The sequence below is a fragment of the Rhizobium sp. 01N447_2 genome (assembly GCF_056399245.1).
Genome location: NZ_JBFTQY010000061.1, coordinates 15,633 through 28,195, shown reverse-complemented (window position 1 = coordinate 28,195; position 12,563 = coordinate 15,633). Strand labels below are relative to the sequence as shown.

The following is a 12,563-nucleotide window of genomic DNA, read 5'->3' as shown; positions in this document are numbered from 1 at the left end:
ATGAAGGCCGTCGTCTTGCCGGGCATGAGGCGGTCGTCCCGCGTCTGCGAAGAAATCCGCTCATTGGAGGGACAGATGTCCCATCGGCAACGGAGGATGTGGCGACCTGCCTGCGACGCGGATTTATCCGGAGAGCGCGATGACGATCGCTTGCGAGCGACTATGCACGCCGAGTTTGCTGAAGATCACCGACAGCTGGTTTCGCACGGTCTTTGCACTCTTGCCAAGCCGCTCTGCGATTGCGCGGTTGTCGAGCCCCTCTGCGACGAGGTCGAGAAGGGTCGCCTCGGCGGGTGTCAGACCGGCCTCGCTGACTGCGCGCGGCCGTACGGACCGATCCTGTCCGAGGAAGGCAGCAAGTTCGGCTTGAAACACATTCCAAGCTGGTTCGTCCGGCAAGAGCACATGGTTCTTGCTCTCAAGCGGCACGAAGCTCGCGTTCGGAATCGCGGCGGCCAGCTTGCAACCTTGATCAAACGGCACGCGCACGTCGCCGCGGCTATGCGCGATCAACGTTGGGAGGCGCAGCATCGCCGCAAGGTCCAGCACATCGATCCCCTGCATCTGCCAAAGCAGTTGCGCGGCGACGTCGGCCGTTGCCGTTTGGCGCTCGAGATCGCCCCACCAGCGATGCTGTTCGGGTGTGCCGTCGGGGATAAAGAGGTTGGTGAAGAACCGACAAAACGCTGGATTATCGCGTCCCCAGCCGATGCGAACGAAATTGACAAGGGTCTCGGCTTCCAGCCGCTCGGCCTCGGTCTGAGCTCTGGCACGGGCACCCTGAGCATACGCGTTCAGGAGCACCAGATGCGATACCCGCTCGGGATATCTAAGGGCATATGCGATAGCGAGTGCGCCGCCCTGCGAAAGACCGAGGAGGACAAAGCGGGGCTCCTCGATCGACGCCGCCACGGCATCGAGATCGGCGTGCCACGCTTCAAGGGAGAGGTCGCCGACATGCCGATCCGACAGGCCGCAGCCACGCGGATCGTAGCGCACAAACCGGTTGTGAGCGGACAGCGCCTGGAGCCATGGCCGCCACACCGGGCTCTCGAAATCATAATCGACATGGCTAAGCCAGTGCGCCGCCCGCAGGATCACCTGTCCCTGCCCGCAAGACGCGACGGCGATACGGGTGCCGTCCTTGGAGGCAAAGAACCGTATGGTCTGACTAAGTTTCATCGTCCAAGAATATCGTAGCGGAAGATCGCATAACAGACCTATCTCCTACAGGATCGAAATCGTGGCTTGGAAGAACAGTCTAAGCACGTAACGACATCATCTTCACACGCGTCGTAATGATACTGTCATCACATCCGTCGAGTATCGACATGGCCCTGCACCGCCGGCCAATAAAGACAAACGAGATTCACCCTTCTATATCACGAGGGTGTTAGAACAGCTGCAACCTGGTCGGCGGCCCGCAATCCGCTTTCCCATGCGCCATGCGCGGTCGAAAAGTCGGATTGGTGCGTCGCCTCGCCGGCGAAAAATAGCCGGTCGCCGACCGGGCGCGCCAGGACTGCGCGTGCGCCCGCATGGCCGGGCAGCGCATGGCTGTAGGAGCCGCCGATCCAATCGGTGCGACACCAGGAAGAGGCTGCCAGGGGCCGCAGGTGGCGGCGGATGTTGCTGCCGAGCAGTGATGCCAGCTGGTCGAGTGCGAAGGCAAATGCTTCCACCAAACCCGCGCGTTCGATGACGACAGCGCCGTTTCCGCCAAAGAAGCCTTCGACGAGCGGCCGGCCGAGCGGCCGGATATAATAGCTGCCGGTCTCGGCATTTTGCGGGTCGCCGAGCAGATGGGTTTCCGGCTCTAGACCATGATTGCCATGGAGCTCCAAAAACAGCTTGTCTGCGAGGCCAAGCGGCAGCTGACTTGCGGCATGGAGGTGATCGTCGGCCTCCGGGTCGAAGATAATGGTTCCGCGGGCCAGCACGGTGGTCGATGCAGTGATGATCGCGGCACCTGATGTGACAAGACCGCGGTCGGTCTCCAGCTGGACGCCGTTCGCGGTCAATGTCACGCGTCGTACGGGCGTCGAAAGGTGCAGGGCCACGTTCGGAACGGCCGCGCTGATCAGACTTCCATAGCCTTCATGCACCCGCCAATTGGCATCGGTCGCTGCATTGTCATAGGCAAGAAAGTCGGCGACCGACAGCCGATCGAGCGGCGCGCCGTTCATATATCCGCTGAGGGACTGGCAGTAGGCGTTCCATTTGCCATCTGGCTCCAGCGCGTCCGACGCCCTGTCGCTGGCGGGAGGATTGGTCCGCATCCGCTCCTCAAGAGCGGTCCATGCCGCCGCCGCCGCCGCGCGCTCATCCTGCGTAAAGCCGAGATCGCGCCACTGGCTTTGCCACGCCGTCGGCCCGCGCTCGATATTGAACCCGGCCCCACGGCCAATGGCGACGAGAGGATTGCGCTCGGCAGAGTGCAGCCAGCCGCAACCCATATCCAGCGGCATTCCGGCCAATTCGATTGTCCAGGCCCGTCCACCCACGCGGTTGCTGGCCTCCAGGATGATGACCGAGCGCCCGGCATCGGCCAGGCCTTTTGCCGCTGCAATCCCGGCTGCGCCAGCGCCGACAATCGCAACCTCGTAGTCCATCGTCGCCCTCATCAGCTTGATACGACACAAGCTTTACATCGGGGTGGCACCCGCTTCAATGTGCTCGAAAGCCTGCTAGTATGCTGAAATGACGTTCTTCGAAACACTTGTTGCATTGCTGGCGGTTGCCATCCTGCTGCTGCAGGTCACGCGTCGCATGCGCCTGCCCTACCCCGGCATTCTGGCTGCCGCCGGCGTCGGCGTGGCGATGTTGCCCGGCGCGCCCACGATCCCCATCGATCCGCCGACAGCGCTCGCTCTGTTCATCGCGCCGGTCCTTGTCGATTCGGCCTATGATTTCCCGGTGGGCGCGGCGCGGCGCATGCTGCTGCCGTTGTTCTTCTATGCTGTTGTTGCGGTTCTCGTTACGACAGGCGTGGTCGTGTCGATCAGCATGCTGACGGTCGGGCTTCCGATTGCGGTTGCGGTCACACTCGGCGCAATTGTTTCGCCGCCCGATGCCGCAGCCGCCACGGCAGTCCTTTCCAATTTGCCGGTCGCCCGCCGTGTGGATGCTTTGCTCAAGGGAGAAAGCCTGTTCAACGACGCAACCGCGCTGCTGCTTTTCGGGGCTGCGCTGACTGTCCAGGCGCGTGGCGGACTGGATGCCGGGACGGCGCTTCAGGTGGGGCTTGCCGCACCTGGTGGGATCGTTTTCGGCATCGTTTTCGGCTTTTTTGTCTCGCGGCTTCGGCCGATAACCGAAAACACGGTCGGCGGGACCCTGCTTCAATTCGTCTACGCTTTTTCAACCTGGCTTATCGCCGAACATCTGCATCTGTCGGCTGTCCTTGCCACAGTGGCGAGCGCAATGACGCTCGCCACTCTCTCTTCGGTCAAGGATTCACCACGGATGCGGGTGCATTCCTTCGCCGTCTGGACGACTGTCGTCTTCCTGCTGAACGTGGTGGCTTTCCTGCTGATGGGCCTGCAGGCGCGCCGCATCCTTGAAGCGATGTCGGCCGAAGAGCTTCAGCGGGCGATGGGATTTGCCGCCATCGTGGTGGTCGGCGTCATCCTGGCGCGTATGGTGATGGCGTTCCTGCTTCACGCCGTCGTCGCGTCTCGCCACCGACGCGGCCATGAACTGGCGCCTTTCACATCCGGGGAGACCTTGCTGGTGGGGTGGGCCGGTATGCGCGGCCTCGTTACGCTGGCGACGGCCTTCGCGCTCCCCGCCGACTTTCCGGAACGAGACCTGGTCGTGCTGACGGCCTTCGCGGTGGTGCTCGCAACCCTGGTCATTCAGGGGGCGACCCTGGCACCGATGATCCATTTCCTGAAACTCGGTCGGCAGGCAGAAGTCCAGGATGAACTCAAGGCGGCCCGAAGATCGCTCGCCGAAGCGGCCTTTCAGCGGCTTGAGAAGGAGGGCGGCACTGAGGCCGAAGCGATACGGACGATCTGCAAGGATCATTGGACTGCATCAACCGATGCAAACAAGACCTCGCCGCTCGATCGCCGCCGCCACCTGACGATCGCCGCCGTTCTTGCCCAGCGCCAGCGGCTCGAGGAATTGCGCGACACAGACCAGATCGGCGCGACGCAATATCTCGAGCTGCAGGAAGACCTGGACTGGAAGCAGCTTTCCGTCGGCTCCGATGAAGATCGCCGCATCACAGAAAGCTAGATCCGATAAGGCAGTTGTCGATGCCAACGCGATCGGCATCAAAGGGTCTGTTCTCCGTCAGCCCAGCATTTCCAACGAGGTGGGACGCATTACTCGATATCCTTCAGTGCATCGAGTGGGCCGGTCAGTGCCGTGCGGGGTGGGACGAGCGTCGGCCGCACCAGATGTGTGATTGGCGCGCCGCGGTCTGCATCGAGGATCGCAAACCCCTTGGTGATCATCGCCTCGCTGTCCTGCCGGATCATGAAGACGGGGAAAGGCAGGAAGGAGCCGAAGGGATCGTAATCGTAACAGCCGACGATGATGTCGGCGAAGGTCTCATGCGGGTGCAGCGCGAGGAAGCGCATCAGCCCTTCGAGATTGATTGAGGAATTGACGAAGAATGCGCGCGGCAGCTTTCCGTGGCCTTCGTAGAAGGTTTCGAAGGCGCGGGCAGTCATGGCAGGGGAATAGCCGGTCGGCTGGATGCAGACGTCCGGATCTGCGCCCAGCAGTGCGCGCTTTACGTCGCGGAAACCGCGAATTCGCTCATGGCTGGCATGATCGTTGCGGCCGCCGAAGAGGTACAGATCGTCAGGTGAAAGCGGTCCATCCTCCTGCGCGCGCTCGATGATCGCCTGCGTCAGCATGCGCGCACCTTCACAATTGTCGCTGATGATCGACGGCGCCAGCGTGCCGGGCAGATCGATGTTGACGTGTTTCAGCCCTGCCTTTTCGCAGACCTTGTGCACGCCATCCGGATCGGTTGCGCCGGCGATGAAAAGTTCGTCGATGGAATAGGAGATCAGTGTCTCGACGACCTGGCGCTCCTCCTCCGGGTCGCGACAGGCGCTGACGACGAGGGGGCACTGGCCGCGGCTTCTGACCTGCGCCTCGAAAGACTGCGCCATGGAGGAGAAATAACGGTTGTCGTGCACCGGCAGCAGAAGACCGACGAGGCCAGAGCGGGACGAACGCAGGCCGCGGGCCTGCAGATTTGCCGTATAGCCGTGCTCGTTTGCCAGGTTCTGAATCAGCTGCGCCGTCGCCTCCTTGATACGCCGTTTCCGCCAGCTTCCGTTCAGCACGGCGCTCACGGTGGAAGGCGACGCACCCGATAGGATCGAGAGATCGTAGATCGTCGCCTTCTTCTTGCTGATGTCGGTCATATATCGCCTTTCCTTTGTCGCTTCCCTTAGAAACAAACCCCTCTTGACGAAAGCCCCACCTTGATCGATAGTCATTGCACCATCGATTGTGCAAAAAAGAAAGATCGATTGTGCAAAAGATGGTTCGCCGGAGGAGGCGGGACGGGAGGCAAGGGTATTCCCTCGCCAAGAAGCAACCAGGAACAACCTGCCGCAAGCCGGCCGGTGGTCGTCGTTCGTATGAGCGACCTTGAGGAGGAGTGAAGATGAGGAGACTTATCGCAGCGGCATTTGCCGCATCGCTGTCGCTTGCCGGGGCGGTGGTCGCGTTTGCAGAGGAGGCACCGAAGGTCGGCATTGTCGTCAAGATCGGCGGCATTCCATGGTTCAATGCGATGGAGGCCGGGATCAAGGAACAGGGCCAGAAACTCGGCGTCGATGCCTTCATGATCGGCCCGACCAGCGCCGACCCGGCGCTGCAGGTGCGCGCCATCGAAGATCTGATCGCCCAGGGCGTCAAGGTCATCGGCGTGGTGCCCAACGATGCCAAGGTGCTCGAGCCCGTGCTCACCAAGGCGCAGGCCGCCGGCATCAAGGTCATTACGCATGAATCGCCCTCGCAGAAGGGCGCCGACTGGAATTTCGAGCTCGCATCGGCCACCGGCTTCGGTGAAGCGCATGGCAAGCTGCTCGCCGAGAAAATGGGCGGCAAAGGCGAATATGCCGTCTTCGTCGGTTCGCTGACCGTGCCGCTCCACAATGCCTGGGCGGACGCCGCAATCGCCTATATCAAGGCAAACTACCCAGACATGAAACTCGTCGGCGAGCGCTACGGCGTGGCGGAAGACGTCGACAAGAGCCGCTCGACAGCGCTCGATCTCATCGCTGCGCATCCGGATCTGACCGGCTTCCTCGCCTTCGGCAGCCAGGGTCCGATCGGCGCCGGGCGCGCTATCGAGGAACGCCGCAAGACGGGCAAGATCTTCGTGCTCGGCCCGTTCTCGCCAGGCCAAGGCCAGAAGCTGATCAAATCAGGTGCGATATCGGGCGGCTTCATGTGGAATCCGAAACAGGCCGGCGAAGTCTTCGTCACGCTCGCCGATCGCCTGATCAAGGGCGAGAGCGTCAAGGAAGGTGATGACATTCCGGGTCTCGGCGTGATCAAGCCGGTCGGCAACGACATCATCGTCGATCAACTGCTGCCGATCAACAAGGATACGGTCGACGACCTGGCCGCAATGGGCCTCTGAAGAGGCCCCCTCCCCGGGTGTCGGGCCGGTCGATATGGACCGGCCCGACGTTCGGGAAAAAGAGCGGTATCCGGCCATGGCTGGACCATTGACCTTTCATGGCATTCGACTGGACAGGCAACCGGCATGAGCATGGCAACGGATGATGGTGTGAAGGCCCAGCCGCTTCTTTCGCTTCGCGRCATCAACATGACATTCGGCGGTGTGAAGGCGCTGAAAAATGTCTCCTTCGAAGTCTTGCCTGGCGAGGTGCATTGCTTGGCCGGCGAGAATGGTTCCGGCAAGAGCACCCTTATCAAGGTGATCTCCGGCGTCTATCGGCCCGCAGACGGCGCCGAGATCGTCTTCGACGGCGAGACGATATCCCACATGACGCCAGGCATGGCCCAGTCCCGCGGCATCCAGATCATCTGGCAGGACCTCGCGCTCTTTCCGGAGATGAGCGTGGCTGAGAATATCGCCTTCCAGACCCTTTCCGGTTCGCGCCCGCGCTTCGTCAACTATGCCGCGATCCGCGGAATAGCCGAGGAGGCGCTTGCCCGGCTTGGCGTCACACTCGACGTCGACAGACCCCTCAAGGACTTCGCCATCGCGCAGCGCCAGATCGTCGCCATTGCCCGCGCGCTGGTCGGAGAGGCCCGGATCGTCTTCATGGACGAGCCGACCGCCTCGCTCACCCAGTCGGAGACTGATAATCTGCTGGCGATCGTGCGCACGCTGTCGGCTTCGGGCGTTGCCGTGGTCTTCGTCAGCCATCGCCTTGCGGAAGTGCTGGAAATTTCCTCGCGCATCACGGTGCTGCGCGATGGCGCGCTGGTCGGGGTCTATCCGGTGGAGGGCATGACCCAGTCTCAGATCACCGAGCTGATGACCGGGCGCACCTTCGACCAGAATGTTCGCGCCCGCGACGTATCGCAGAACCCGGTCCTGCTTTCTGTCAGCAAGCTTTCCCGGCCCGGCGAGTTCGAGGACATCTCCTTTGATCTGCGCCATGGCGAGACGCTCGGGATCACCGGCCTGCTCGGCTCCGGGCGCACCGAACTTGCGCTCACGCTGTTCGGCATGCGCCGGCCCGCAGCCGGCACGATTATGCTGGAGGGAAGGCCGGTGCGCTTTGCCTCCAACCGCGAGGCGATCACATCAGGCGTCGCTTATCTCTCCGAAGACCGCCTTTCGCTCGGTCTCAACCAGCCGCAATCCATCGCCGACAATCTGGTCATGGCCTCGCTCAACCGCATCCTGGGTGGCCGGCTCATTTCGCCGGAAAAGAAGCGCTCGCTGGTCGCACGCTGGATCGCCGATCTCGGCGTCAAGATCGGCAAGCAGGACGATGCGATCTCGACGCTTTCGGGCGGCAACCAGCAGCGCGTCGCGATCGCCAAATGGCTCGCCACCGATCCGAGGGTCTTGATCCTCGATGCACCCACGGTCGGCGTCGATGTCGGCGCACGCGCCGGCATCTTCGAAATCGTTGCACGTCTCGCCGAGGCGGGGCTTGCGATCATCCTGATTTCGGACGAGGTGCCGGAGGTCTATTTCAACGCCGATCGGATCATCCATATGGAAAAGGGCCGCATCGCCGGCTGGCACGATCCGCGCGCGACCACACTGAAGGACCTGGAGGCGGCGGTCTATGCGTAAGCTGTTCCTGTCCCATACGACCGAATTCGTGCTGTTTGCCGTCATCATCGCGATGAGCGTTGCCCTGGCCTTTATGACCGACCGTTTCTTCACGCTCGGCAATGTCTTCGACCTGCTCAATATCAGCGCGGTCAACATCATCTTCGCCGTGGGCCTGCTCGTGGTGCTGATATCAGGTGGGATCGACATCTCCTTCGCCGTCGCCGCCTCGATCGTGCAATATGTCACTGCACTTGCGCTCGAGCGGATCGGCGGGGGTGGATGGGTATCCGGCTTCCTGATCGCGGCCGGAATCGGCATCGTGCTCGGCGTGATCAACGCCTTCCTGATCCACCGCTTCCGGATCATCTCGATCGTCGCGACGATCGCGACCTTCAACGTCTATTTCGGCCTGCTGATGTTCTTCACCAAGGGCGTGTCGATCTACAATCTGCCCGACTGGCTGACGACCCGCGTCATCATTTACGAGCGCGAAATGGCCGATGGGAGCTGGGCCGAGATCACGTTGCCGGTCGTCGTCATGGCCGTCTGCACGCTCGCCACCTGGTTCTTCATTACCCGCACGACGACCGGCCGGCAGCTCTATGCCTTCGGCGACAATCCGGAAGGCGCGCGCCGCTTCGGCATCAATATCGGCGCCATGCAGTTCATCGCCTTCGGCTGGCTTGGACTGATGGCAGGCATCGCCGGGCTCATGCAGGCGCATTATGCGCAGGAGGTCGTACCGAACGCACTTTATGGCCGCGAGCTTGATGTCCTGGCTGCTGTGGTGCTCGGTGGGGCGCGGCTGGGCGGCGGCAAGGGCTCCGTGCTCGGTTGCGTGCTGGGCGTGCTGCTCGTCTCGATCACCCAGAACGGCCTCAACCTGATGGGCGTCTCGCCCTTCGCCTTCAAGATGATCGTCGGCGCAATCATCCTCGTTGCGATCACCTTGTCGAGCGCCCGCATCGGCAACCTGGTGCCGGTGTTTGCGACCCGCAAATCGACCGGTGACAGGCCTGCAGAAAGGGGAGAGAGCTGATGAACGCACTCGCCGCCCGCTTCAACGCCATCTTCGGGGCCGACATGGCCGGTCCCCTCGCCGCGCTGGCGGCCGTGCTCATCGTCTTCGGTTTCGCCTCGCCGCATTTCCTGACGGGCGCGACCTTCGGATCGGTCGCTTTTCAGCTTCCCGAGCTTGGCGTCCTGACGCTTGCCATGCTGATGCCGATCCTCACCGGCGGCCTCAACCTTGCGATCACCTTCACCGCCAACATCGCCGGCCTGACGCTCGCCTGGACGCTGCAGGCCAATGGCGGCATCGAAGCCGGTCCGGGCGCCTTCCTGCTCGGCTCGGCTCTGGCGCTTGCCGTCGGCGCCGCGAGCGGCCTGGTCATGGGCCTCGTCATCGCCTTTACCCGCGCCCATCCGATCCTCGTTTCGCTGTCGATGATGATCTTCCTACGCGGCCTCGGCGAGTTCCTGACGCGCGGCGGCGATATCTCGGGCTTCCCCACCTTCATCGCTCCGATCGGCCACGGCAGCATCCTCGGCATCCCGGTACCGTTGTTGATCCTGATCGCCTGCGTGATCGCCAGCCACATCCTGCTCTCGCGTTCCAAGCTCGGCTTTTCCACCTACATGATCGGCTCCAATATCGAGTCTGCCCGCTATTCCGGCATCAACACCCGCAAAATCCTGGTGCTGGTCTACATGCTCTCCGGCGTGATGGCTGCGGTTGCCGGCATCATCATGCTTGCGCGCTTCAATTCGGTGCGCGTCGGCCACGGCGAGTCCTATCTGCTGATCACCGTGCTCGCCTGCTTCCTCGGCGGCATCAATCCATTCGGCGGCTTCGGCCGCGTCCTGCCCGTCTTTGTGGCGCTCATCGTACTGCAGCTTCTCTCTTCGGGGCTCAACCTGCTCGGCGCCAACCAGCACCTCACCACTGCCGTCTGGGGCATCCTGCTCATCGTCGTGATGGTGCTGCGATGGTTCTCGGCCAAGTTCATCAGAATCGTGAAATAGGAGATACGATCATGGAAGGTTTCGGCGTTCACACCAGCATGTGGACCATGAACTGGGACCGCGCAGGCGCCGAGAAGGCGATTGCCGGAGCGGTGCACTACAAGATGGATTTCATCGAGATCGCGCTGCTCAATGCGCCTGCCGTCGATGCCAAACACACCCGCGACCTGCTTGAAAAGAACAAGCTGCGGGCCGTCTGCTCGCTCGGCCTGCCGGAGCATGCCTGGGCCTCCGTCCGCCCGGAGGCAGCAATCGAGCACTTGAAGGTTGCGATCGAAAAGACCGCTGACATGAACGGGGAAGCTCTGTCCGGCGTCATCTTCGGCGGCATCGGCGAGCGCACCGGCGTGCCGCCGACGCAAGGTGAATACGACAACATCGCCAAAGTGCTCGACGTTGCGGCAAAACATGCGAAGAAGTACGGCATCCAACTCGGCGTCGAAGCTGTGAACCGCTACGAGAACCACCTGATCAACTCGGCGCAGCAAGCCGTCGACATGGTGGAGCGTGTCGGCGCGGATAACATCTTCGTTCACCTCGACACCTACCACATGAATATCGAGGAAAAGGGTGCGGCAAACGGCATCCTGATCGCCCGCGACCACCTAAAATATATCCACCTTTCCGAGAGCGACCGCGGTACGCCGGGCTATGGCAACATTCCGTGGGATGCGATCTATGCCGCGCTTGCCGCAATCGGCTTCAAGGGCGGGCTTGCGATGGAAAGCTTCATCAACATGCCGCCCGAGGTCGCCTATGGCCTGGCCGTCTGGCGCCCCGTTGCACGCGATATGGAAGAGGTCATGGACAAGGGCCTGCCGTTCCTGCGCAATAAGGCGGAACAATACGGTCTCATCTGACCCGGTGCCGGATATTCCGGATTCCACTGCTGGCCGACTGCCATCAACCACAAGCCATAACAGCCAGCGGCCGCACGTGTCTGGCTGAAGAGTTCTCGCCATCGCCGGCAAGGGGCATGACGCCCCGTCTCTTCAACACAGGCCTGAATTTCATTCGGCTCACGCATGCGAAATGACTCTTGAGAAATATCATACTCGTTGTGATATTGTTATTATTGCTTGTTACGTTCCTCCTCCTATGCCATTTTGCCTATTAAAATAAGACGCTTGAACGGCTCACGCCCGGGCTCTAGTTTCGAAGAGATGGCGGCGTTTCGATCGACCATCGATATGGGGGAATCTTGGATGGCACGCATTACGCTGAGGCAACTGCTCGACCATGCTGCGGAGGAAGGCTACGGCGTTCCCGCTTTCAACATCAACAACATGGAGCAGGCGCTCGCCATCATGGAAGCCGCGGACGCGTGTCGGGCGCCGGTTATCATGCAGGCGTCGCGCGGAGCACGCGCCTACGCCCATGACATCATGCTGAAGCACATGATGGATGCCGTCGTTGAGATCTATCCGCATATTCCGGTTTGCGTGCATCTCGATCACGGCAACGATCCCTCCAACTGCATGACGGCGATCCAGGCGGGCTTCACCTCGGTGATGATGGATGGTTCACTGAAGGCGGACGCCAAGACGCCCGCCGACTGGGCCTATAATGTCGGCGTCACCAAGATGGTGACCGATATGGCGCATTTCGGCGGCATCTCGGTGGAAGGTGAACTCGGCGTTCTCGGTTCTCTGGAGACCGGCATGGGCGAGGCCGAGGACGGCCACGGCGCCGAGGGCAAGCTTTCGCATGACCAATTGCTGACCGATCCGGACGAAGCCGTGAAGTTCGTGCGCGAAACCAAGGTCGATGCGCTCGCCATCGCGATGGGCACATCGCATGGCGCTTACAAGTTCACCCGCAAGCCGGACGGTTCGGTGCTGGCGATGAACGTCATCGAAGAAATTCACCGTAAGCTCCCGAACACGCATCTCGTCATGCATGGCTCGTCCTCGGTCCCGATCGAGCTGCAGGAGATCATCAACAAATATGGCGGTCAGATGAAGCCGACATGGGGAGTGCCGGTCGAGGAAATCCAGCGCGGCATCAAGAATGGCGTGCGTAAGGTCAATATCGACACCGATGGCAGAATGGCGATGACCGGTCAGATCCGCCGCGTGCTGCAGGAGGACCCAAGCGAGTTCGATCCGCGCAAATATCTGAAGCCGGCGATGGCGGCGCTGACCAAGCTCTGCAAGGAGCGCTTCGAACAGTTCGGCACTGCCGGTATGGCCGGCCGCATCACGCCCCTTCCCGTTTCGGAAATGGCCAAGCGTTACAAGTCCGGTTCTCTCGATCCGGCTTTCTCCTGAAACTGGGCTAGAGCATTATGCCGAAA

Annotated in this window: 10 protein-coding genes; 7 read left to right on the top strand and 3 right to left on the bottom strand. The window is 61.7% G+C overall.

The features are described 5' to 3' along the window. Nucleotides 1-123: 123 nt before the first annotated feature. Both AC1ECN_RS29440 and AC1ECN_RS29435 read right to left on the bottom strand, forming a co-directional pair. Nucleotides 124-1,182: an alpha/beta fold hydrolase gene (locus AC1ECN_RS29440; RefSeq protein WP_164582109.1), complete on the bottom strand. Its 1,059-nt coding sequence runs from the start codon at nt 1,180-1,182 to the stop codon at nt 124-126. A gap of 200 nt (nt 1,183-1,382) precedes the next feature. Beyond that, nucleotides 1,383-2,612, bottom strand: a complete 1,230-nt coding sequence (locus tag AC1ECN_RS29435) for a flavin monoamine oxidase family protein (protein ID WP_024319808.1) — start codon at nt 2,610-2,612, stop codon at nt 1,383-1,385. Nucleotides 2,613-2,700: 88 nt separating this feature from the next. On the opposite strand from AC1ECN_RS29435, the gene AC1ECN_RS29430 reads away from it, so the two are divergent. Beyond that, nucleotides 2,701-4,242 (top strand): cation:proton antiporter, encoded by a 1,542-nt coding sequence (locus AC1ECN_RS29430; protein ID WP_018068545.1) that lies wholly within the window; start codon nt 2,701-2,703, stop codon nt 4,240-4,242. A gap of 89 nt (nt 4,243-4,331) precedes the next feature. Here the strand turns inward: AC1ECN_RS29430 and AC1ECN_RS29425 are convergent, their stop codons facing one another. Then, nucleotides 4,332-5,390 carry a LacI family DNA-binding transcriptional regulator gene (locus AC1ECN_RS29425; protein ID WP_024319809.1) on the bottom strand — a complete coding sequence of 353 codons (1,059 nt, stop codon included), beginning with the start codon at nt 5,388-5,390 and terminating at the stop codon, nt 4,332-4,334. 245 nt (nt 5,391-5,635) lie between these two features. Between AC1ECN_RS29425 and AC1ECN_RS29420 the strand changes: the two genes are divergently transcribed. The 6 genes from AC1ECN_RS29420 (at nt 5,636) to fba (ending at nt 12,537) form a co-directional block, all read left to right on the top strand. Beyond that, a complete protein-coding gene (locus AC1ECN_RS29420) occupies nt 5,636-6,619 on the top strand; it encodes an autoinducer 2 ABC transporter substrate-binding protein (protein ID WP_164582111.1) in 984 nt (327 codons plus the stop codon). A gap of 126 nt (nt 6,620-6,745) precedes the next feature. Next, nucleotides 6,746-8,260, top strand: a complete 1,515-nt coding sequence (locus AC1ECN_RS29415; protein ID WP_477954930.1) for a sugar ABC transporter ATP-binding protein — start codon at nt 6,746-6,748, stop codon at nt 8,258-8,260. Next, on the top strand, nt 8,253-9,281 hold the full coding sequence (locus AC1ECN_RS29410; RefSeq protein ID WP_024319811.1) for an ABC transporter permease: 1,029 nt from the start codon (nt 8,253-8,255) through the stop codon (nt 9,279-9,281). The genes AC1ECN_RS29415 and AC1ECN_RS29410 overlap by 8 nt, the downstream gene beginning before the upstream one ends. After that, entirely contained in the window at nt 9,281-10,267 is a 987-nt protein-coding gene (locus AC1ECN_RS29405) for an ABC transporter permease (protein WP_018068540.1), read from the top strand. The genes AC1ECN_RS29410 and AC1ECN_RS29405 overlap by 1 nt, the downstream gene beginning before the upstream one ends. A gap of 11 nt (nt 10,268-10,278) precedes the next feature. Continuing rightward, the gene (locus AC1ECN_RS29400) at nt 10,279-11,127 is read left to right on the top strand and encodes a sugar phosphate isomerase/epimerase family protein (protein WP_018068539.1); all 849 of its coding nucleotides are present in this window, start codon (nt 10,279-10,281) and stop codon (nt 11,125-11,127) included. A 345-nt stretch (nt 11,128-11,472) separates the two neighbouring features. After that, nucleotides 11,473-12,537: a class II fructose-bisphosphate aldolase gene (gene fba / locus AC1ECN_RS29395; protein WP_164582115.1), complete on the top strand. Its 1,065-nt coding sequence runs from the start codon at nt 11,473-11,475 to the stop codon at nt 12,535-12,537. Nucleotides 12,538-12,563 lie beyond the last annotated feature (26 nt).